The organism is Paenibacillus antri (genome assembly GCF_005765165.1).
In the GTDB taxonomy this organism is placed as follows: domain Bacteria; phylum Bacillota; class Bacilli; order Paenibacillales; family YIM-B00363; genus Paenibacillus_AE; species Paenibacillus_AE antri.
Genome location: NZ_VCIW01000016.1, coordinates 22,863 through 45,552, shown reverse-complemented (window position 1 = coordinate 45,552; position 22,690 = coordinate 22,863). Strand labels below are relative to the sequence as shown.

The window sequence follows — 22,690 nt, the reverse complement described above, 5'->3', positions numbered from 1 at the left end:
CCGCATCATGCTTCGTCTTCCGACAGGATCACCTGTCTGCGGAGCGAGAGCAGCTCGTTCAGCTGTTCGTCGCTGTATTCGGTAATCCATTGCTCGCCCGTGCCGACGACGTCGTCCGCGAGCCGCTCCTTGCTCTCCAGCAGCTTCTCGATCGACTCCTCCAGCGTCCCCTTCGTCACCAGCTTCCACACCTCCACGGTGCGGGTTTGCCCGATACGGTACGCGCGGTCGGTCGCTTGCCGCTCGGCGGCAGGGTTCCACCAGCGGTCGTAATGCACGAGTCGATTCGCCCGGGTCAGGTTGAGGCCGAAGCCTCCGGTCTTCAACGATAAGACGAGCACCTTCGGTCCGTCCTCCGCTTCCTGGAATCGCTCGACGAGCGATTCCCGCTCCTTGCGGGGCGTCTTGCCGATCATCAGCCCGACCTCGCAGCCGAGACGGACGGAAAGATACGAATGCAGCAGCGTCGCCATCGTCGCGTATTGCGTGAAGACGATCGCCCGCACGTCCGCTTCGAGCGATTCCCGCAGCAGCTCCTCGAGCCGGAGCAGCTTGCCGGACGCGCCCGCGCGCAGCGATCGTTCTCGCAGCGCCTGCTCGGGCGCGTTGCATATTTGCTTCAGCTTCGTAATCGTCGATAGGATGACGCCCCGGCGGCGAATGCCTTCCGCCCGCTTCAGCTGATCGGCCATCCGTTCGAGCGCCGCCGTGTACATCGCCGCTTGGCGTTCGGTCATGCCGCAGTACGACGTCTGCTCGATCTTGTCGGGCAAATCCCCGATGACGGCGGGATCCGACTTCATGCGCCGCAGCAGGAACGGCCGCACGAGCGCATGCAGCCGCCCGGACGAACGGTTCCCCGCCTCTCCGCGGTCCGCGCCGTCGCCGAACGCCTTGCGGAACGCCCGCTCGCTGCCGAGAAAGCCCGGATTCAGAAATTCGAAGATCGACCATAGGTCGGACAGCCGGTTTTCGACCGGCGTGCCCGTTAAAGCGATTCGATGAACGGACGGCAGCGTGCGGATGAACCGCGTCAGCTGCGCGCCCGAGTTTTTCACGTATTGCGCTTCGTCCAGCGTCACCGCGTCCCAGGGCGTCGACCCGAGCAGCTTGCGGTCGCGAAGCGCCGTCGTATAAGAAGTGAGCACGACGTCGGCCGCGCCGGCCGTCTGGCGGAACGCCGCCGCGCCGCGCGCTCGCTCCGGCCCGTAGTGAAAATATACGGCCAGGCTCGGAGCGAACCGCTCCAGCTCGCGCTGCCAGTTGCCGAGCACGGACGTCGGGCAGACGAGCAGCAGCGGCCGCCGCAGGTGCCGCGGGTCGCGCCGCGCGACGACATGAAGCGCGTAAGCGATCCATTGGACCGTCTTCCCGAGTCCCATATCGTCCGCGAGGCACGCGCCGAGGCCGAGCTCGCGCATGCGGGCGAGCCAGGCGAAGCCGCGCCGCTGATAGTCGCGCAGCTCGCCTTGCAGCGCCGCAGGCGGCTCGACGGACGCTGCGGCGGCCCCGCCGCTCGCGTCGCGCAGCCCCGACACGAGGCGCTCGAGCCGGGCGTCGCCGCTCCAGCGGCGAATCGGCACGGCCGCATCGTCCGCGGGCGCCGCCGCATCGACGGCGAGCGCAGCCCGGAGCGCCTCCGCCGCGGTCGCTTCGCCTTCGAGCGGGTCGCGGAAAAACCGCGCCCCCGCGCGCCGGTCCGCCGCCCGCAGCCTGAGCCAGCGGCCTTCGCGGAACAGCAGCGCCGTATCCAGCTCCGTCAAGCGGCGCCACTCCGACTCGGAGATCGGCTTCCCGCCGAGCAGCAGCTCCTTGCGGTACGCCATGAGCGTATCGAAGCCGATCGCCGGCGCTGCGCCGGCTGCGTCTTCGAACGGGGCCGTTGCGCGGCTCGCGTTCGGCGCCGGTTCGCGATAGTGCACCGCCGCCTCGAGCGGCGAGGGCGCTTCCCACCATTCCGGCAGCATCGTGCCGAAGCCGAGCCGCTCCAGCGCGTCCGCTCCCGCTTCTAAGAAGTCGAGCGCCTCCGCCTCCGTCAAGGCGCAGCCGGCGTCCGCCGGGCGGACGCGCGCCAGCGGCGGAAACCGCTCCGCCGCCTCGGCGATGCCCCGCGCCAGCCGCTCCTGCGCGCCTTGGAACATGCGACCGCCGAAGCGCGGGTCGCGCTCCGTCCTCCGCCACATGTCGCGGGCGGGCACGAACAGCCGCTCGTCGTCCGCGGCTTGCAGCCCCGGCACGAGCCGCCACGTCCCGTCGGCCGTCTCCGGCTCGAGCAGCGCGAACGCCGCTCGAACGTGAGCGACGGCCGCCTCCCGCTCCGTCGCGCGATGCCATTCCGCGACGTCTTCCGCGAGCCAATCAGGCAGCGCGGGCGGCTCTCCTTCGCCCTGCAGCAGACCGTACGCCCACTTCTCCAGAGGCGTATGCGGTACGCCGTACCGCGGGTGAAGGGCGCGAAACGACGCCTCTCGCCGCTCCGGCGGGAGACTGGCCCGCACGGCCGCGTCGACGTACCGCTCGATCGCCTCGCGGTCGACCGGCGCCGGCAGCGCGGCTTCCGCCTCGACAAGCCCCGGCGCCGCCCAGAACGGCGCCCACCGCGCGCGGGCCGCGACATCGCCGTCGGCCGGCTCGAAACGGGCGGAAGGCACATACCAACCTTCTCGAAGGATGCGCCGAGCTAATCCTTCCCAAGTGTCCAAATTGATTTCGACTCCCCGCTTCGCATTCAAAAGGTGTATCTCTTAGCATATCAAATGGAAAAGCGTCGCCGCAATGTTACGGAATCATTAAGAACGTTTCTTCTATTCTTCCCCTTGATCCGGCTCTTCGTAAAAGCGTGTTAAATCATTACGCCTTAACTGGTAGGATGTAGCCCGGAAATCAGTTTTCAATATGAAGATGAGGCGTTTCAGCCCGCCGACGACTTCGGGCACTTGTGAAACGCCGCCGAAGCGGTGCGCTTGTTCATGTGCAATCAAACAACTACTTCACCCATGGGGTCGCAAACGTAGGGTGGCAAACGCCTATACGGAGTCAGTTAATGGCTTGACGCGGGTATGCGCAGGCGGTGATCCATTGGGTCGTGGCTACTCAGGCTCCTTGCGACCCTTTTCCACACACTTTTACGGATAATCGAACTTTTCAACATGCAAAAAATCCCCGGTCATATTGTCCCAGGGATCGTTTTCATGCCCATTTTGAGTAACCGTTATATTTCCCGTATAATTCATCCGTCTCATATGTTCAAACAATGCAGGCGGATCGCTTTCCCCATGTTCGAACAGAACCGAGCGGTTCGCCCTTGTACGGAAAAAGTCTATAACTGAACATTTGGGAAAAAAGCTGTTTCATTATGCGGTCACTCGCTAACCGTTACCCGGATCACGGCTCCCGGCAGGCGCAGCATGTCCCCGTCAAGCAATTCGTACCGTTCATGCGGCGTCATCAATCGGTCCATATAATATGTGCCGTTCGTAGAGCCTAGATCGCGCGCGCTAAGACGCCCGTCCGTGAACTCGAATTCCATATGGACCCGCGACGCGGCCGCATGATCGACCAAGACGTCGACGCCTTCCGGTCCGCGGCCGATACGCAGCGGACTGCTCCCGAACGGAAACGTCTCGACGCGGTCACCGGACTCGAAGGAAATTTCGAGACTCGCGGACCGTTCCGGTTTCAGATCGGACAAGAGCACGGTCTGCTGGGCTTCCGCGAGCAACACGGTCCGATGCTCGAGCCGTTCCGGTTCGAGCGGTTCCGGTTCCTCGCGAGTTCCGTCGGCCAGGGTCGCTAACTGTCCGAACGAAGCCTCCGGGATCGTCGATCCAGGCTCCGCCGAGTCTTCCGCCTCCTTTTCGCGAACGTACCTTCGGTACAACGTAACTCCTAGCGGAACGCAGCCGAGACAGGCGACGACGAACGCAGGCAAAGACGGATTCCATACGAAGACGATGCTACAGACGGTCGCGGCCAGTAGACGTATCCATTCTCTCGAAGTCATACGCGACGGGGAGAATCGCATCGTCTCTCCGTCGTCGACTTCGCGAATCGCTTGACCGATGACGCTGTTTTCGCGGATGTCGACCGGCGGATTGACTCGATGTCGACGTTCCGAAACGCTTTCGGTTTCCGCCGTTCGGATAACCTGGCTCGGCGCCAAGGCACTGGGCTCCTCCGGACCGGAGGAAACTTCTTCCATCCACAATCGATGACTGAAGGTGGCCGGATCCCATCGAGTAGGACGCAGCCGTTCCCGCCAACGATCCGGTAGTCCGGATTCGATCAAGAAATCGAACACGTTCTTCCATTGCTTCCATGACCGTTCCGGCGAACCGATGCCCGCGACCGGCACGGCCATAAAGCGAACGTCGCGCACGTCGCGCCGCACCCAGATCCAATCGGGGTCCAGCATGTACTCCGACTCCCGGATGCAATAGTCGGCCCCTTCCCGAATCGACAGGAGCATCGCGGCGAGAAAGCCGTCCCATTGCTCCCCTCGCAGCGATTCCGCTCGCAACGCGGTACGAAGCCGGCGATGCCCGGCGACCGAATACCGTAACGACACGACGCCGTCGCGCGTCTCTTGCCGCAAGGCGATCGTTCCGGCGAGCGCATTGCGCTCGAGCATGCCGATCTGCATGCGGATCATCTGTTCCGGCCTCAATCCGTCTCTTCCGGAAACTACGACTTCGGTCCCTTTTTCCGGGTCGATGTTCGCGCGAAGTCCGACCTCCTCCCACATCGCCATCCGTGTCCCTCCCTCGAAACTAGGCTGTCTTTCCCTTACCCCATAAGGATGTATCCGCAGACGACCGGCCCCGCGCAGAGCAGAAACGGAAACGTCGTACGCCCCTCCTCCGGTACGTTCAGCCGCTCCCAACCGGTGCGCACGTAACATCCGGCGATTACCTCCGCGAAGCGCCGGCGGAACGATCGAGACGCCGTCAACCGGCAGAGCGCGGCGACGCCTCCGGCCAACACGGACGCGCAAGCGATCGCTGCCGCTCCCGTCCATCCGGCGAAAGCGCCCGCGGCGGCGAACCACTTCGCGTCGCCGGCTCCGATCGCCCCCGCGATATAAAGCGAAAAGCCGAAGCCCAATCCCGCGGCGGCTCCAAGCGCCGGAACCGCCGCTCCGCTCCCGTCCGGCGCGAAGACGTGCAGCGCGGTCGCAGACAGGATGCCCAAACCGACGAGGAGGTTAGGAATTTTCCTGGCGCGCAAATCCCAACCGAACGTCAATCCCGTATACAACAGAAAGCCGATCTCCACAGTCGTCATCCTTGTCCCCCCAACTTCTCGCCCACCCAGCAGCGTTCCATCGCCGCGGCGCGAAAGACGACTTCCGGAGAGAAGAACGGGATCGGCAGCGTCATTCGATATTCCACGGACAGGCCGAAATAGCTCGTGTCCTCCGAAACGAACGTGGGGATCAGAGTCGATGTGACGACGAGCCGATCCGAATCGAGCAGCGGTTCTCCGTCCGCGCCTCGATCGACGAACGACATCACGAACGGCTCGGCCCACGATCGATGGAAGTCGGATTCGCTCCACGCGCGTTCGACCGCCTCCGCCTCCGCCTCCCCCGAACCGTCGCTCTGTTTCCGTTCCTGGAACATCGCTTTCACCGAATAAGGCAGGAACCGCCCGACCTCATTTTCGATATTTCGTACGTACTCGCTCTCCTGGTAGACGCGCGCCAACAGATCTAGCGGATACGCGTGCGCCGCGGTCGTCCTGACCGCCTCGTCCACTGCTTCCCTTACCAGCGACTCCGTCCGCGCCGTCAGCAGCAGCCAGGATAACGCCACTCCGATGCAAAGCAGCAGAGGAAGAGCGAACGCCGCTTCCAACGCGATCGATCCGCTTTCGTTCAACGCCTTCCACGCCCGTTTCAGTATGATACGACCACTTCCGTTTCCTTCCGAGCCGTCGGAATGACTAAGAAAGACGGCGCCGCTTCCGTTCGGACGCGCATCGCCGTGTACCGACGCATCAGGTCGATGCCCGTATTCAACTCGATCAACGCCTGCATCCGGGATAACGTCGATTCGTCTCGGCTGTGCAGCAAATAAAACAATCGAAGATGATCCCGATAATCCATCGTCGCTCCCGGAACGAACGGAATATCGACCGCCTCGCCCGAGAGCAATACATCGACGTCGTCGTTCGCTGCTTTCGCCCCTTGCGCGAGCGCCGCGAGCAAGGCGAGCCACGGAGTCGCCGCCTTCGCGCCCGTCTCGGGCTTCAACAGCTCTTCCATCGTTCGAAGTCCGGTTCGCAGCACGAACAGCTCGGTATGCATCGCCGTTAAGTTCATATGGCAGCTCGGCAGTCCGTAGAGAATGAATTCCGCTTCCTGGCCTCTTAATCGATGGGAGGCTCGATCGCCGATATTCGTGCCCAGCTTCACGGGATATTTCGGCTTATCGTCCGTCCGGTACGTGAAATGCATGATCGCGTATTCGTTCACGAACGTCTCGTCCAACAGCTCGCCGGTCAATTCGCCGATCGCATTCGTGAAGCGCACCGCCGAGGTCAAGAACGACTCCGCGTCCTCCGCGTCGAGCTCCGGTTCGATGCCCCCCGCAGCCGAATGTTCGTTATACGCGCGATATTTTTCGAACAATCCGTCCGGTCCGGTCAACGTCAAGTAATCCGCCATCGTCTCGACCGTGCATAAATCTTTCCAATTATCTCGCCGTCTGTTCAATTGCGTCTCGGCGGCTTTCCGCTGATTCGCTTCCAACCGTCGAATTTCGTTCCCCTCCTGGGCTCTCTTCGTCTCGAAGGCGCGCCGCGCGCCGAGCCACTCCGAGACGTACCGCCGCAAATCTTCGCGAAAACGTTCGACCCGTTCGAGGGCGGCACCCGCCTGTTCCTTCGGGACGGCCGCCGCTTCGGCCGCCGCCGCGGCTAACGCCTCGTGCATCGAGGCGACGGTTCCCGCACCGACCCGGTATGTCACGAAGAAGTCGAGCGGGTACACGGTAACATGGGGGAACGTCGTTTCGGGTCCGTTCGGCGCCCGAGGCGCCGGCGCGTTCAGCTGTTTGGAGACGTCGCGGTTCGCGTTCTCAGCTTCCTCCAGCGACTCGTGAAGGCGATTCATCAGCGACTGCAGCGACCCGCCGCTTCCGCCCGCCGCTCCCGCCAACGCTTGCGCCGTCGTCCACGCCCGATCCAACGCGGCTTCGCGCTTATTCACAAGCTCCTGCAGCTGTTGCGACAGCTCCGCGTATTGCTTGGCGGCCGCGATTTGCGGTTTCGCTTTGAACAACTTCTCCGTCACCTCGATGCCGAACTCGATCGGTGCGATATATTTCATCCGTTCCAGAATTTGTCGTTGGAACACGCGATGATCCCCGAGATGGTACAGCGGCTCGATCGCGAACGTCCTTCGGAATCCGTCGCTGGCGTCGTAAAAGCGAAAAGCGGCGCCCTTCGATCGTTCCGCGCTCGCCTCGGCGGCCAGCGCCTCGGCCGCTTTCGTTCGCGATGCGCTTTCCGAGGCGCCGAAAAGTCCGTACTTCAACAAGCTCGGTTCGAAGCTTGCCAGCAACGTCCTCCCTGCGCGCCTCGCGTCGCTTTCCGCGTCCATCGCCGTCATTCTCGAGCGCACGACGTCCGCCAGCACGATGGCGACGATGAACAGCGCGGACAGCGCGACGAGCGCGAACAACGTCATGCCGCCTCGCTCGTTCCCCGTCGGAAACATAAGCCTTGCCTCCTTACGAATGAATAACGAATACGATTCCGTTGTCCTGCAGCAGCTTCTTCAAAGCGGGCGACGGTCCGGCCGTCGCGTCTCCAGTCCTCCGAAAAAAATGCCAGACGACCCCTTTCACCTTCCCCTTACGAATGAGCTCCGCATCCTTCATCAATTGATCCCGTACGTCTTTGTTCGGCTGCTTCGGGCCGATGTACGTTTGGTGAGCGACCTCATGTTTGTCCATCGCGTCGATTAATCGCCACTTCCCTGTCTCTTCGGTGCCGATCCGCCGTTCTTGTCCTCGGACGAGCGTCCGCAAATACCTCACCGCGTCCGAGTGATGCCGGAAGGAGAGCGTCCGGTCGACATCCGGTACGATGTCGGGCTTGTCCACCCAAGGCGAGAGGAGATTTCTGAATTTATCGCCTTCGATAACCGCCTTAAGAGCCGGAACGTAGCCCAGCGCGAGCTCGACGTTCCGGATAAACTCGGCAGGCTCCGCGATCGATTTCGTCGATCTCCCCCCCGCCGCGTCCGGCAATCCGAATCCGCCTGGCAGAGACAGCGGAACCGCCGCCTCCACCGCTACCTCTCGATTCCACCCGATCCCCCGGAACGAACCTGCTCCCCGATATGCGGCCGGCCATCCGGCCGCCCCTCCGCTTAGCTTCCGGCTTAATATGGAGCCGTCGGACGAGTCCCCGGCAGGAAGCCGTACGAGGGAAGAGGTTTCCCCGGCTTCGCCCCCCCATAGCCAAGCGCTGGAGCTATCCTGGTTCCAGCGCCAAAACAAAGGGTCGCGCTGAAACGTCGAAAACATGCCTGTGACCGGATGCTTGTAGCTATTGTTCCAGTGCTGGGAGATGCGCTCCGACGACTCGTTCGCCGTAATATACGTTAAGCTGGATTGCGCCGATGCGATCAACAGAAACGCGACGCCGGCGACTAGCAAGGCCGAGATCGGCGCTACCAAGGCGGCTTCGAGGCTGTAGCTGCCGGCTTCGTCCTTGAACAAGCGGCTGTTACGGAAGAACGATCGTATTTTCATTAAGCGTATCGGTGACGTTGTCGTTCGTATTCTCGAACAGCCCGTTGATCCATTCCATGATCCACTTCCGAAAGGCGATCGCCACGACGAGGATGACCGCGATGATCAGCAGCATCTCCAGCGTTCCGATCCCGTCCTCTTCTTTCCAAAACGCGCGCCAGCGGGCTGCAAAAACTTGTTTCATAATGGGTTCCTCCTCCGATTTATTAATTCATTAGCATGACGGCGGGGGCCGCGACGATCAGCATGACTGCGCACAACATCAGCATCATCGGGAAAAGCAGCTTCGTCGACGCTTCCTCCCCTTGCGTCCTTACGAGCGCATGCTTCTTCTCCATCATAAGACGGGAGGCGTCTTGCAGAGCAAGGGCGAACGCTTCCCCGCCCCGCTTATAGTTCATTAAGACGGTCGTAATAAGTGCGCTCACTTCGTGATATCCGCAGCGTCGGTGCATATCCTCCAGCGCCTTCGGGAACGGCACGCCTTGCGCGATGTCCTGATTCGTTCTTGCGAGCTCCGTATACAACGGATGGGTTTCCTTGTCCGACCCGACCGTGCCGGCACGCTGCCATGCTCGGTGGATCGCTTCTCCTGCCGCCAACAGCAGCGACAGCTTATGCAAGAACGTCGGCAGCTCTGCTACGAAGGCGCGCTGCCTTCCTTCGACTTTCTTCTTAAGCTCTCTCCACAGGACCGCCGGAGCGGCGGCCGTCAGCACCGCGATTAATAGAACGACGGCGCCGTCCGCCTTCGCAAGATAGGCGAACACGGCGGCGAACGCGGCGAGCGTCGTCGCGGCGAAGGTTCGAACCGTCCAAGCGTATGCCGGGTCCGTCGCTTCGGACCGATCTTGAACCATCGCGCAATACCGAAGCAGCTGGGGCAGGTGAATCGCCAGCTTCGGATACGCGCCGCATCGCCTCAGCCACGCTTCCGCGACGACATAGACGATACGGGTAACGGTCGAATGCTTGCGCGGCAAGCAGCGCGTTGCCGCATCCCCGGTCTTCTCGAGGCGGTACGTCAGGAAACCCGAGGCGAGTACGACTGCAATCCAGATCGCCGCCATCGGATCAAGACCCGATCCGCGTCAGTCTGTCGGCTGCGAACTTGCCGACGCCGAGCAGCGCCAACGCGGCTATCATCACCAACCGGCCTTGTCCGCGGTAGAGGGCTTCCATGTACTCCGGCGAGCCGTACCGAAACATCGCTACGATCAGGAACGGTACGACGGATAAAGCTTTGGCTTCGAACCGCTTCCCGGCGATCAGCACCGACAGCTCCCGTTCCATCGTCATCTTCTCGACGACCGATCGGGACGTCTGCCTCATCACCCGCACCAAATCGCCGCCGGTTCTCTTGCAGGTACAGAACATATCTGCCCAGTCGTCGATTTCCCCGATCGAGAGAGCGCGTTGGAATTCCTGCACGGCGCGTTCCGTCGGCGTCCCGTTCTCCACCTTCCGGTTCAGCCGCTCGAGCTGATCGAGCAAGATCGTCCGGCTGCCTTCGTACATTCGCTTCAAATCGTCTTCCGCCGTTCGGAAGGCGTTCTCCACCGACTTCCCCGCCTGAAGGGAGGACGTCATCGAAAACAGCATCTGCTCGAACTGGGACGCAGCCTCCCGCTTCCTCCGCTCCGCGAACGCGCCCGATCGTCCGGCGGCCGCCCGAAGCCCGACGACGGCGAGCGCCGCGGCGCCGGCGACATGCTCGAAAAACAACCACCCGATAAACGCATAGACGCCAGAGTATCCGATACAAGCCATCGCCACCCTGACTCTCCCGGGTCGGTATACCATGGGAATCTCCTCCCATTGCTTCCGGATCGCCCTATACATCAAATCTCCTCCTTCCCCGACTCTTGAAGAAACCGCAGCCCTCCGCAGCCGCTCCCCTCGCTTTCTCGAACGTAAATTTTCCGCAGCAGGTACTCACCGTTCGCCAGGCCGTCGACGGCGGTAATCTCCGTTACTTTACGGCTGTAATCGGCCATCCGGGAAACGTGAACGATCAAGTGAAGCGCCGACGCGATCTGCTGCCGGATGACGGCGAGCGGCAGCTCCGAGCCGCCGATCGCCATCGTCTCGAGACGGCCGAGCATATCCTTCACCGTATTCGCGTGACCCGTAGACAACGAGCCTTCATGTCCTGTATTCATCGCCTGCAGCATGTCCAACGCTTCCGCTCCGCGCACCTCGCCCACGACGATTCGATTCGGACGCATTCGCAGCGCGGCCCGCAACAGCTGGCGGATCGTGATTTCTCCCTTGCCTTCCGTATTCGCCGTGCGCGTCTCCAACGCGACGACGTTATTCAACGTCGGGAGCTGCAGCTCCGCCGAATCCTCGATCGTGATGACGCGCTCTCCGTCCGGAATCGACTGGGCAAGCACGTTCAACATCGTCGTCTTGCCGGACCCGGTGCCTCCGCTGATGAAGATGTTCCGTTTCTCCCGAACGGCGGATTGGAGGAAGGATGCGGCCTCCGGCGTGATCGCTCCCCACTCGATGAGCCTCTCCATCGTCACCGGAGAGTCGGGGAACTTCCGAATCGTGAGCGTCGGCCCCTTCAAAGCGACGGGCGGCAGCACCGCGTTCACGCGAGAGCCGTCCGGCAGTCGAGCGTCCACGATCGGCGACGCCTCGTTCACCGTCCGATTCACCTTCGAGACGATCGACTGAATGATGTCTTCCAGCCGCTCCCTGCTCTCGAACCGGTGCGGATACCGATTCAATCGTCCCCGCTTCTCATAGAAAATCTCCTCGTGTCCGTTCACCATAATTTCCGTCACTTCCGAATCCGCCAGTAGAGGCTCCAGGATGTCCAACCCCCGGAACGAAGCGAGTACCCGTTCGGCGATCCACATTCGCTCGTCGGACGTCCAACGCCGTTCTCTCCCGGCGGCCGCCACCCGCCGCAAGACGAGCGAGCGCAGAGCGTCGTCCGTATAGATCGCAGCGTAATCGAGGTCGCTTCGAATCGTCTCGCGCAGCTCGAGCGCGGCTTCCTCCATGCTTACCGCGGCGCGCATCGCGCTCTCACCTCCTCGGCGAGACGTTCCCCCGCGGCTTGAAACGCAGGATCCCGCCGGGCGGCGTCCTGTTTCCATTCGGGCACGTATGGCAGCCGAAACGCCCCCCGCGTCCACCCGTAACACTCCGAGCCCGACAGGTTCAGACATCGATTGAGCGCAAAGCGCGTCTTGGCCCGGTACGCGCCTCGCTCCTCCCACTCCGGCCAATCGTTCAGCCACTTCTCCGTCTTCTCTAGGCACGCCGGGTCTTCCGAGGAAACGCATAAAATTTCGTCGCTCCGTCCCCAGACGACTTCCGCCCATGGGGACCAACCCGTTCCCGCATCCGCGAGAACGATCCCGTCGCAGACGTCGAGCGTCGCGGCTTCGAGCAGCGCCTCCGCTTCCCGGCGGCCGACGCTCGCCCATTCCCGATACGAGCTGGCGGGCGAGAAGCCGTACAGCGTCGCAGCGCCGAGGGCGGCAGGCAGCTCTTCCCCGATCGGGCGGCCGGATTTGATCGAATATAGCCATTCGCTGACGTCGCGGCCTGCCGCCACGTCATCCTGCAGGCCGCCGCCGGGATCGAAGCCCGCGACGAACGTCCTTACGCCACTCCTGACCCACGCTTCGGCCAAACAGGCGATGATCCTCGTCTTGCCGACGCCGCCGGCGGCGGACCATACGCCGACGATCGAAGCCCTCTTTCCTTCCGCGGAAGCCCCCGCCGCCCGATCCAACCACGCTCGGAGCAGCTTCGGTGCGGCTTCGTATTTGCATAACGCCGTTCCGACGACGGAATCGACGCGCCCGCCTTCCTCGCCGAGCCAAACGACGGGCCTCGGAAGGCGTTCGACGCCGGGGATCTCGTCCGCCGCCGAGGCCGCGGCGACGAAGACGTCGAATCGTCCGTCCCTTAGCCATTCCGCGAACAGCTCGGGACGCGTGCATACCGTCACTTCGACCTCCTTCCGAAAATAACTGTTTCTCGCGTAATCCGCGATCCGCTCCGCGTATTCCCGGTCCGGATCGTACAACAGAATCGTTCGCTTCATGCCCCCTCCTCCTCCTGTAGACAACAAAAAAAGCACGCGCAGACCTGTTAGGGTCAGCGGTGCTTCCGCATGTCAACCTATGGATGAAATTTGTTTTTATTATAGTCGATCGACCATTTGTTGGCAAGCCATCTTTTCGCGGACGCCCGGAAGCCCGACTCTTTCTCCTTGCCGGGAGCGAGCTTCCGAAGCAGAGGCTGCAGCGCGTCCGACAGCTCCTCGCGCACGTCCGTCTCGTCGCACAGAAATCTGCCGTTCCACATCGCCCCGATCATCCGGTCATACGAGAACTCGCGGATCGTCCCCGCGGGTTTAATGGAGAACAGCTTGTAAAAATCGTTCAACCGCACCCCCGACGGCACCCGGTTCGCGACCCATTCGATCCGTCCGTCGCCGGCGCAAGCGTTCAACCGACGCCAGTTGTCGACGGCGGCGCTCGATCGCAGCCCTCCCGGATCGGGCGAGACGACCGCGACGACCGCGTCCGATACGCGCAGCAGCGCTTCGGCCGCCTCCGGGTTCGCCTTGGACGGCACGTCGAATACCGCGACGTCGCCCTTCGTTTCGAATAACAGCTTGTACAACCGGGCGGCGTCGAAGTCCTCTTGCCCCTCCTCGTCCGGAGCGAGCCTCCAGGCAAGCCGGTCCTCCCGCCATTCGCTCTCGCCGTCCCTCGTGGCGGACACCATGCGGAGGAACGCGTCGCCCGCAGCCCACGGAAACCCCATATATGTCGTATAGAGCTTCCGCTCGGCGAGCAGCTTCGCGATCGCCACCGCCGTGAACGTGGCTCCGACCTTCGGGAACAATCCGTATACGGCGACGACCGTCCGTCTGCCGGTCGCCGCATGTCCCGTTCCGCCGGCGCCAGGCACGCTCGTCCCGCCTGCGACGGGCTTCGGGCCGGACGCGAGAAGCGACGCCTTCGCCGTCTTGGCGTCCGGGAACCGGCGCGACGGCTCGTCCGCGAGCAGACGATGAAGCGCGGCGGCTAGCTCCGGCGGGATCGCGTCGGCGACCGCTTCGATCGGCTTTTTCGTAAAATTGTAAAACTGTCCTCCGCTTAACAAAAAATAAAGCAAGCTCCCTAAGGAATATAAGTCCGCTCGGTGATCCGTCTGCAGATTCGCCAGCAGCTCCGGGGCGGCGAACCCGACCGAGCCGACGTGCACCGTGTCCGAAGCTTTGCCTTCCTTATACGTGCGGGCGATTCCGAAATCGACCAACCGCACCGCGTCGTCCGGTCCGACGATGACGTTGGACGGCTTCATATCCCGGAACACGATCGGGCTGTCGAGCGAATGCAAATAATCGAGCAAATCGCATAGCTGCGCGCCGTAATGGACGACCGTCGTCCAAGGCAGCGCATGATCGTGCGCGGCCGATCGCTGCAGCAGCGTCTCGCCTTCGAGATAGTCCATCACGATGCAGACGCCTTCCTCGCCGGCGCCGAAATAATCGACGATGCGGGGCAGCGACGGATGCCGGAGCGACGTCATGATCGCCGCTTCCTTCTCCGGCTGGGAGGGGAACGCCGCGTCGACGGGCACCCACTTGACCGCCCATCGCTGACCCGCTAGCCGTAAATCCTCGGCCAAGTAGACGCGCCCCATGCCCCCTTCGCCGATCCGCCGTACGATCCGGTATCGGCCGGCGGCGACGTCTCCCGAGCGGAACGGGCCGTCTCGTATTTCTTCGTCCATCATTCTCCCTACTTTCCGCAAAAAAAATAACAGACCGGCATACGGGAATCCCGCATGCTGGTCTGCTGTTTCCTAGTATAAAACGGTCGTCTCCAACCGTCAATCCCTTCGCGCTTCTTATCTGCAAGCCGCTTCCTTACGCGACCCGAGCTCCAGCTCGAGGTGCGACTTCCCAAGCGGGGTGATCTTGGCGACGTAATGATCCGGGTGCGTCTGCTTGAAATATACCAGCTTCTTCTCCGCCAAATATTCCAGCGCGAAAAACGTCTCCGGATCGTCGAACTCCACGGAAACCGGGAACGTTCTTCGTTTCAATCGATCGGTTTTGTAAGCGCGATGCAGGTCGTTCAACACGTCCATGCGAATCGCTCTTCTCTTCTCCGAAGGCATACGTTCATCCTCTCCTTCACAGCAATCTTGTCGGCAGAAGACTTTCATCTTACCTGAAGTCCAATATACTTCAAAATCAAACTATATGTCAATGTCAAAGCTTTGTATAAACATCCCCAATAAAATACCCTCATCCTTCGCTCAAACTCGAATGAAAGACGAGGGCATCTATCGTTATTACGTCGTTGTTACGTCGTTGTTACGTCGTTCTTCGCCAGCGGCACGTCAGCTCTTCCCGGTTGTGGAACAGCTGCTTCGTCGCGACGAGCTTCGCTTCCGGCTCCATGACCCGCTCCACCTCGCGCAGCGTCGCGAACGCTTTCCCGTGCATCAGCTTGACGGTCGTAAGAACGAGTCCGTCGCGCGACACGGCGGGAAGCAGACGCTTCACGAGCTCGGCCATCCGCAGCGGATCCCAGCTCATGTCGCACACGAGCAGATCGAACGAATCTTCCGGGAACGTGACGTCGGCCGCGTTTTTTCGCAAATACGTGAAGCCGTGCTCGCGATGCAGCGACGGGTGCATGTCCGCCGGGTCGATCGCCGTCACGCGGAGCCCCTTCTCCAGAAGGAACGAAGACCAGCCTCCTGGAGCTGCCCCGATATCGAGCGCGCTGTGGAACGCGCCGAAGTCGATGCCGAACGACTGCTCCGCCTCCATCAGCTTGAACTTCGCGCGGGAAATATCCCCATCTTCTTTGCGAAAATGCACCGCGCCCCCCGACCACGTCGACAGGTTGTCCTCCGGCTTCGACCAACCGACGTACGCCGTTTCCCGGGCGAGATACACCGAAATGACGTACTCCATGTCTTGTACGACGGGAATCGCGCCGTGCGTCGCGACGAGCGCTTCGTCGACGGCGCGCTTCACGTCGATCGGCGCGAGCTCCGCCTTCGGCGTCTGCGGAGCTTCCGCCTTGCGCGCCTGCACCGCGACCTTCTTGCCGCGCAGCGGCGCGTCGAGCTCCGCGACGACCGCTCGGATCGCGGCCAGCGTCGCTTCCGCGTCTTCGATCGGCACCGTCCGATGGACGGGCTGCATATGCCGCAGGAAGATCGGCGGCTTCTCCTTGATCCGCCGCAGCGCTTCCTCGCGGCCCGCGTCCACCTCGAAGCGGTATACGTCGCCGGGCGACAGCGATTGCGTCTTCGCCTTCTCGAACAGACGCTGCAGCTCGCTCGCCGCCAGCTTGCCGAAGCCGCGGTTCGACGTTCCGATCCAGACGCTTCCGGTCCGCGGCGCCGGTTCGGTCGCAGCGGTTACGTTCGTTTCACTCGAATCCAAGGACGCTCCTCCTCCCAATCCAGCGCGACCTGCACGTCGTACGCCTCTTCGATCAGCGACGCCGTCAGCACGTCCCGCTTCGGTCCGGCCGCGGTCAGCTTCCCTTCGCGCAGCAGCGCGACGTGCGTGAGGGCCGGCACGATTTCTTCCATATGATGCGTCACGTACAAAAGCGCGGCTTCCTTCGAGATTTGTTCGACGACCTCGAGGTAGTTTTCGCGCTGGTACAAATCCAAGCCCGAACACGGCTCGTCCAATACGATCAATTCCGGCTCGCCCATCAGCGCGCGCGCGAGCATGGCCTTCTTCCGCTCGCCCTGCGACAGCGTCCCGAGCGGGTTGTCCGCCAGCGACTCCAAGCCGAATTGCTGCAGCCGCGCCATCGCCCGGTCGCGCACCTCCGGGTCGATCTTCTCGTAGAAGCGAAGATGCGCGTACGCGCCCGTCGCCACCGCTTCCCAGAGCGGGTCGCGCGGCGTCAGCTTCTCGAACAGCGATTGGCTGATGTAGCCGAGCCGCTTGCGCTGCTCTCGCAGGTCGACTCGGCCGTATGTCGCCCCGAGCACTTCTACCGTTCCGACCGACGGAAATTGGTACCCGCTTATGATTTCGAGCAGCGTCGTCTTGCCCGAGCCGTTCCGCCCGAGCAGCGCCCAATGCTGTCCTTTCTCCACCTGCCACGAAATATCCGTCAGAATGCTGCGTCCCTCGCGAATGAACGAAACGTTCGACAATCGAATCATAGATGAGTTCCCCCCGTACATGCTTCTTCGTAGGGAAGTGTATCGCTCGCGCCGCGCAATTGCAAGCGAATCGCGTCGATTTACGCGAGCGACCGAACGAACTCGATCTCCGCCTGATGGGAGGATTGCATCGGCACCGGCGTCTCCAATACGACCGGCAGCCCGACCAGCTCCGGCGTTGCGAGCGCCTCGGCGAGCGCTCTGGCGCCGATCGCGCCGCCGCCGATGTTGGCGTGCCGGTCTCTCCGCGATCCCGTCGGGTAGACGGAGTCGTTCAGGTGCAGCGCCATCAGATGCCGCCAATAGCCGAGTTTGCTTCCCGCTTCGTAGAGCTCCTGCCAATTGGCTCCGGACCAGACGCCGCTGGCGAAGAAGTGGCACGTATCGAGGCAAAACCCGATTTGCTCGGGGTAGGCGGTCAGCTGCCGAATGCTGACGAGCTCCTCCAACGTCGTTCCGATGGCCGTCCCTTCGCCGGCTTGGTTTTCGATTAGCAGCTTGGCGTTGCCTCGCCAATCCTGCAGCGTCTCGTTCAAAGCCGCGATGATAACCTTGTAGCCCTCCAGCGGATCGCCGCTTCCCTTCCACTTGCCGAAGTGGACGACGACGCCTTCCGAGCCGCACGCCTCCGCGATCTCGAGATCGTTGCGCAGCGACCGGATCGTCGGCTCCCGCAGCGCGCCTTCCGCGGCCAAGTTCGTCGCGTACGTCGTGTGCGCGATGCTGCGAATGCCATGCTCGCGGCAGAACGCCGCGCACGCGGCGGCGTCGGAGGCGCTAAAGTCTTTGACCGAAAGCCCTCTTGGATTTTTCGGAAAATATTGAAACGCCGTCGCCCCGATCGCCGCAGCCGTCTGCGCGGCGCCCGAGTAGCCGTGTTTAATGCTGATATGACAGCCGACGTGCTTCAGCCGCGTCGCCGTTCGGGTCACCGCTCTCGCCTCCAAGTCGCTGGCATCGTTCGCAAAAAAACACCTTGCGCCCGTTGCTTTCGGTTTTCGTAATCGGCGTGCCGCAGCGGAAGCACGGCTCGCCGCCGCGGTCGTACACCTTGCATCGGTCGTTGTAGCCGCCGGTAAGCTTGTCGCCGGCATAGAGCGGCGTCTCCATGTATCCGCCGTACCGCATCGCCTCCGATAGCGTCGATTGCATCGCGGGATAGAGAGTCTGCAGCTGCGAGGCGGACATGTCCGTCAGCTTCCTGAGCGGATGGATGCCGGCGGCGAAGCACATCTCGTCGGCGTAGCAGTTGCCGATGCCGGCGATGACGGCCTGATCCGTAAGCGCGAACTTGAGCGCGCCTCGCGAGCGGCGAAGCGCCGCCGCGAGCTCGTTCGGTCCGAAGCGAGGGTCGAGCGGATCCGGGCCGAGCTTCCGTAGCTTCGCTTCGAGGTCCGGCGGGTCGTAAATATGTAAATACCCGAGTCGGAGGCCGTGGAAATACAGGCGGCGGTCGTCATCGTCGAATGTAAGGATCACCTGCGCGGTCCGGTCCGGCGCCTCCTCCGGCGTTCCGTAAAACATCGAGCCGCCGAGCATCAGGTGCAGCGCGAGCGCGTCGCCGCCGTCGAGGCGGAACAGCAGCATCTTGGCGCGTCTGTCGACGCGTTCGAGCCTGCGCCCCTCCGCCCGCGCCTTGAACGCGTCGACCGGTACGTTGATCGTCTTCTCGCGCGTCACCTCGGCGGCGCGGACCGTTTTCCCCGCGATCCGCTCGTTTAGTAGGTTTTTATATGTCTCCATCTCCGGCAATTCGGGCAAGCGGTTCTCCTCCCTCGGGTTGCTCCGTTTGGCTTAGATTGCCTGCCGTCGTGGTATTTTATGCTATAGCAGGGAACGCATTGCGAGGGTGCCGATGTACGGCGGAACTGCAAGCGCGCCCGAATGCGAAGAAGCGATCAGCCCGCCTATGCCGGATGATCGCTTCCTCTTCAAAACAACGCTCCGCGTTTGCGGGCCAGACGCTCCTTGCGCTTGCGCAGCTCGGCCAGCTGCTCCCGCAGCTTGCCGTCGTCTCCGGCGCGCGAGAGCGACAATCGGCGCTCCGCCGTCCGCAGCGCCTCGTCCGTCCAATAGAGCGCCGCGTCGGCGTCCTTCAAGCGATGCTCGTACGCGATCGCCAGCTCGACGTACGGGTCGAGCGCCGACCAGAGACGCCCGCCTTCCGCGACCGCCCGCCACAGCCGAATCGCGTCGTCCCAGCGCTTGCGCCGCTTATAGAACGCCGCCGCTTCGTGCCAATGCGGCGCCGCCTCCTCCGCCGGGCGTCCGGCAAGCGCATCGATCGCGCCGCACGCTTCCGATTCGAAGCCGAGCCGCTCGTACCAGAGGCCGAGCCGCAGCAGCTCCGCGGCGGACAACCCGTCGAGCGCGACGCCGCCGTCCCGAAGCAGCGTGCCGAAGTGAATCGCCAGCGTCAACAACGTCACGATATCCGTCTCGTTGTGACGAACGACGCCTTCGAGCACGGAGCAATCGCGTTCGGCGAGGTATTGGAAATACAACGCCGGCGCCATCGAGCCCGGCACGTCGTCCTCGCGGAACACGCCCAGCTTCGCTTCCTCGACCGCGCCGAGTCGCACCGACGGCATCGTCGTCCGCCACAGGCTTCGAGACGGGTACAGAAAGTCGAAATGCGCCGGATCCTTCGGCACGGCCATCCGCTGCAGCACGTATCGGTTTTTCACGAGCGGCCAGTCGAACGTGCGTCCGTTATAAGTGACCAGGTGAGTGAACTCCGGCAGCCGCTCGGACAGCATCGCGAGCATCGCCGCCTCCTCGCCCGGATGGCGAATCAAACATTGCCGCACCGTAAATCCGTCCGACGTCCACCATCCGATGCCGATCAGGAACGGAACGTTGCCGGCGCCTTGCCCGAGCCCCGTCGTCTCCGTATCGAGAAACAGCAGCTTCTCCGGCTTGACGACGCGCCCAGCCGGATCGAGCCGGGTCAGCGCGGCGCCGGCGGAGGCGAACTCGCTCACGGCGAAATGTCCGTGCCGATGCGACGCCTCATACCGCACGTCGCGGGTCAAACAAGAGCCGCCCGGGCCGAGTCGCAGCGCGAAGCCGAGCTTCGCCCAGTCCGCGGCTTCGGGCTCCTGCGGCGCCGCCTCCGCGACGGCCGACGCGACCTCGTCGGCTGCCGGCTTCGATCGATCGCCGCTCCCCGTCAGCCGGCCGAGCCGCTCGCGAAGCCGCCCGCTCATACGTCCGCCGCCAACCGGTCGACGAGCTCGAGCGCCAGCGACTTGCCGAGCAGGCCGACCTCCTCGATCGGCCCGACGCACGCCGGACAGCCGCTCAAACAAGAGCAGCCGGAGATTATGCGTCTCGCCTCGGCAAGCAGCTCCCGATGCGACTCGTACAGCCGCTCGCTTAACCCCACGCCGCCGGGATAGCGGTCGTAGAAGAAAATCGTCGGCAGCTTCGACTGCACCGCCTTCACCTGCGGCACGACGCGGATGTCGAACGGGTCGCACATCAAATACAGCGGCGCGATGTGGATCATCACGTTCGCGAGCCCCAGCAGCGCGTATTGCAGGTCGTTCGCCGACCGGAACCCGCCGAGCTCGTCCGCGAGCGTAATCCAATACGAGCTCGTATGCAGCTCCTCTTCCGGCAGATGGATCGGTCCGGCGCCGATATTTTCGTGGGTGCGCAGCTTAATCTTCTTAAAGATCGTCGCCCGCGCGTTTACCGTCACTTCGCCGTAATTCGTCGTATGCCCCGCGCCGCCGGAACGCTCCCGGTCCGCGTGCAAAATTTTCAGATCGACCGCGAGATTCGCGTCCGTGTAATAGTCGACGTCGACCTCGCGAACATACGCCTTCTTCTCCTCGTAGTCCAGCTTCTCCACTTGAAACTGCACGCCTTCGTGGATGTAGATCGCTTCCTCGTGCACGAGCGTCTGCGCGCTGAACCGGTCGACCTCGCCGATCACCTTATGCTCCGGCTTCGTCATGTCGACGATAATGATGTTCTCCTGGGCCGCCGTCCGCAGCGAGATGTTGTTCGCGGGGAAGTGCTGCTCCATCCAGTAATACTTGCCCCCGTTCCGGTGCAGCACCCGCTCCTCCACCAGAAACTCGAGCAGGTCCTCGAGCCGCTCCTCGCCGAACGTATCCCCTTGTTGAAAAGGAAGCTCATACGCCGCGCACTTGACGTGATCGAGCAAAATGAGCAAGTTATCCGGATGAATGCGCGCCTGCTCGGGCGATCGCTCGAAGAAGAAATCCGGATTTTGAATGACGTACTGATCGAGCGGGTTGCTGCTCGCCACTAAGAACGTCACCGCCGTCTCGTGACGCCGGCCCGCCCGGCCGGATTGCTGCCATGTGCTGGCGATCGTGCCGGGGAAGCCGTTCAACACGCACGCTTGCAGCTGTCCGATGTCGATGCCGAGCTCGAGCGCGTTCGTCGACACGACGCCGCGGATGTCGCCGCTGCGAAGCCCCCTCTCGATCTCGCGGCGCTGCTTCGGTAGATAGCCGCCCCGATACCCTCGGATCGACTTCGTGCCGAGCTCGTTCTTCACGAGGTCCTGCAAGTATGTAAGCAGCAGTTCGACCCGCACGCGGCTGCGCGCGAACACGATCGTCTGGATGCCCTGCTTCAGCAGCAACGCCGCGAGCCGCTGCGATTCGAGCACGCTCGACTTGCGGATGCCGAGCTGCCGGTTGACGACCGGCGGATTGTAAAACACGAAATGCTTCTCGCCCGCCGGCGCGCCGTTGTCGTCGACGAGGGCGACAGATTCGCCGATCAGCTTCTCCGCGTGCTCCTTCGGATTCGCGATCGTCGCCGAAGCGCAGATGAACTGCGGATTCGAACCGTAGAATTTACAGATGCGCTTCAATCGGCGGATGACGTTCGCCACGTGGCTGCCGAAGACGCCCCGGTACGAATGCACTTCGTCGATGACGATGAACTTGACGTTCTCGAACAGCTTCACCCACTTCGTATGATGCGGCAAGATCGCGCTGTGCAGCATGTCCGGGTTCGTCACGACGATATGGCCCGCGTTGCGAATGGCGGTCCGCACCGTCGGCGGCGTATCGCCGTCGTACGTATGCGCCTTGATTTCGACGCCCATCCGCTCCACCGTCTCCTGCAGTTCGGCGACCTGGTCCTGCGCGAGCGCCTTCGTCGGGAACAGATATAGCGCCCTTGAGCTGTCGTCCTCGAGCAGCTGCTGCATGACGGGCAAATTATACGTCATCGTCTTGCCGGACGCGGTCGGCGTCACCGTGACGACGTGGCGGCCCGCAGCGATTTCGCGGAAGGCGGACGCCTGATGCGTGTACAGCTTCGTGATGCCCTTCGCCTCGAGCGCGGCGCGGATTTCCGGGCGAAGCTCCGTCGGGAAATCGGAGAATTTCGCCTCGCGCGGGGGAAGGGTGCGCCATTCGGTGACGTTTTCCAAAATTTCTTTCTTAGACCTTATAAGTTCAAGCAGCTCCTCCATGGAGGAAACCTTGCCGGTTAATCGGTTCATGCGTTCGTTCTCCTCGCCAGTCGATACATACCTTCTATTCTACAGAATATACGTTCGCCTGGGAAGTCGAAAAACAGAAAAAGAACTTATCGATCTTCTACCCGAGCCTTTCGCCCCCCGGATGTACCGACGCACCTCCGGATGGGTCGAACGTCCCCGCCCGAACGCGCACCAAAAAAAGCCGGAGCTCGAGCCCCGGCTTTCTTGCGGCAAGCGAGTTGTCGCATTTGTCGAAATT

20 protein-coding genes are annotated in these 22,690 nt (G+C 62.6%); all 20 read right to left on the bottom strand.

What is annotated here, in order from left to right; translation table 11 throughout:
- Positions 1 to 5: 5 nt before the first annotated feature.
- The 20 genes from FE782_RS21125 to FE782_RS21035 all read right to left on the bottom strand — a co-directional run bounded on the left by FE782_RS21125 (position 6) and on the right by FE782_RS21035 (position 22,452).
- Positions 6 to 2,651 carry a DEAD/DEAH box helicase gene (locus FE782_RS21125; protein ID WP_138196330.1) on the bottom strand — a complete coding sequence of 882 codons (2,646 nt, stop codon included), beginning with the start codon at positions 2,649 to 2,651 and terminating at the stop codon, positions 6 to 8.
- A 153-nt stretch (positions 2,652 to 2,804) separates the two neighbouring features.
- A complete protein-coding gene (locus FE782_RS32380; RefSeq protein WP_158299487.1) occupies positions 2,805 to 2,981 on the bottom strand; it encodes a hypothetical protein in 177 nt (58 codons plus the stop codon).
- Positions 2,982 to 3,361: 380 nt separating this feature from the next.
- Positions 3,362 to 4,750 (bottom strand): DUF6382 and FHA domain-containing protein, encoded by a 1,389-nt coding sequence (locus tag FE782_RS32660; RefSeq protein ID WP_202914579.1) that lies wholly within the window; start codon positions 4,748 to 4,750, stop codon positions 3,362 to 3,364.
- 35 nt (positions 4,751 to 4,785) lie between these two features.
- Entirely contained in the window at positions 4,786 to 5,283 is a 498-nt protein-coding gene (locus tag FE782_RS21115) for a prepilin peptidase (RefSeq protein WP_138196329.1), read from the bottom strand.
- A complete protein-coding gene (locus FE782_RS21110) occupies positions 5,280 to 5,879 on the bottom strand; it encodes a hypothetical protein (RefSeq protein ID WP_138196328.1) in 600 nt (199 codons plus the stop codon). The genes FE782_RS21115 and FE782_RS21110 overlap by 4 nt, the downstream gene beginning before the upstream one ends.
- A gap of 17 nt (positions 5,880 to 5,896) precedes the next feature.
- Complete coding sequence (locus FE782_RS21105; RefSeq protein WP_138196327.1) at positions 5,897 to 7,720, bottom strand: hypothetical protein; 1,824 nt, start codon at positions 7,718 to 7,720, stop codon at positions 5,897 to 5,899.
- Between the two features lie 13 nt (positions 7,721 to 7,733).
- Entirely contained in the window at positions 7,734 to 8,762 is a 1,029-nt protein-coding gene (locus FE782_RS21100; RefSeq protein WP_138196326.1) for a TadE/TadG family type IV pilus assembly protein, read from the bottom strand.
- Positions 8,737 to 8,946: a Flp1 family type IVb pilin gene (locus tag FE782_RS21095; RefSeq protein ID WP_138196325.1), complete on the bottom strand. Its 210-nt coding sequence runs from the start codon at positions 8,944 to 8,946 to the stop codon at positions 8,737 to 8,739. Before FE782_RS21095 ends, FE782_RS21100 begins: the two co-directional genes overlap by 26 nt.
- Before the next feature lie 22 nt (positions 8,947 to 8,968).
- A complete protein-coding gene (locus FE782_RS21090) occupies positions 8,969 to 9,832 on the bottom strand; it encodes a type II secretion system F family protein (protein ID WP_138196324.1) in 864 nt (287 codons plus the stop codon).
- A gap of 4 nt (positions 9,833 to 9,836) precedes the next feature.
- On the bottom strand, positions 9,837 to 10,604 hold the full coding sequence (locus tag FE782_RS21085; RefSeq protein WP_138196323.1) for a type II secretion system F family protein: 768 nt from the start codon (positions 10,602 to 10,604) through the stop codon (positions 9,837 to 9,839).
- A complete protein-coding gene (locus FE782_RS21080) occupies positions 10,604 to 11,797 on the bottom strand; it encodes a TadA family conjugal transfer-associated ATPase (RefSeq protein WP_238392592.1) in 1,194 nt (397 codons plus the stop codon). The genes FE782_RS21085 and FE782_RS21080 overlap by 1 nt, the downstream gene beginning before the upstream one ends.
- Entirely contained in the window at positions 11,782 to 12,834 is a 1,053-nt protein-coding gene (locus FE782_RS21075) for a CpaE/TadZ family protein (protein WP_138196321.1), read from the bottom strand. The genes FE782_RS21080 and FE782_RS21075 overlap by 16 nt, the downstream gene beginning before the upstream one ends.
- Positions 12,835 to 12,911: 77 nt before the next feature.
- Complete coding sequence (locus tag FE782_RS21070; RefSeq protein ID WP_158299486.1) at positions 12,912 to 14,537, bottom strand: serine/threonine protein kinase; 1,626 nt, start codon at positions 14,535 to 14,537, stop codon at positions 12,912 to 12,914.
- Positions 14,538 to 14,654: 117 nt separating this feature from the next.
- Entirely contained in the window at positions 14,655 to 14,927 is a 273-nt protein-coding gene (locus tag FE782_RS21065) for a hypothetical protein (RefSeq protein ID WP_138196317.1), read from the bottom strand.
- A 199-nt stretch (positions 14,928 to 15,126) separates the two neighbouring features.
- A complete protein-coding gene (locus FE782_RS21060; protein WP_138196315.1) occupies positions 15,127 to 16,212 on the bottom strand; it encodes an SAM-dependent methyltransferase in 1,086 nt (361 codons plus the stop codon).
- Entirely contained in the window at positions 16,188 to 16,955 is a 768-nt protein-coding gene (locus FE782_RS21055; RefSeq protein WP_138196313.1) for an ABC transporter ATP-binding protein, read from the bottom strand. The genes FE782_RS21060 and FE782_RS21055 overlap by 25 nt, the downstream gene beginning before the upstream one ends.
- A gap of 80 nt (positions 16,956 to 17,035) precedes the next feature.
- On the bottom strand, positions 17,036 to 17,887 hold the full coding sequence (locus FE782_RS21050; protein WP_238392591.1) for a deoxyribonuclease IV: 852 nt from the start codon (positions 17,885 to 17,887) through the stop codon (positions 17,036 to 17,038).
- Positions 17,835 to 18,716, bottom strand: coding sequence for a DNA-formamidopyrimidine glycosylase (mutM, locus tag FE782_RS21045; RefSeq protein ID WP_138196311.1), 882 nt, complete (start codon positions 18,714 to 18,716; stop codon positions 17,835 to 17,837). The genes FE782_RS21050 and mutM overlap by 53 nt, the downstream gene beginning before the upstream one ends.
- 170 nt (positions 18,717 to 18,886) lie before the next feature.
- Positions 18,887 to 20,164 (bottom strand): ribonuclease H-like domain-containing protein, encoded by a 1,278-nt coding sequence (locus FE782_RS21040; RefSeq protein WP_138196309.1) that lies wholly within the window; start codon positions 20,162 to 20,164, stop codon positions 18,887 to 18,889.
- Positions 20,161 to 22,452: a DEAD/DEAH box helicase gene (locus FE782_RS21035; RefSeq protein ID WP_138196307.1), complete on the bottom strand. Its 2,292-nt coding sequence runs from the start codon at positions 22,450 to 22,452 to the stop codon at positions 20,161 to 20,163. The genes FE782_RS21040 and FE782_RS21035 overlap by 4 nt, the downstream gene beginning before the upstream one ends.
- Between the last annotated feature and the right edge of the window lie 238 nt (positions 22,453 to 22,690).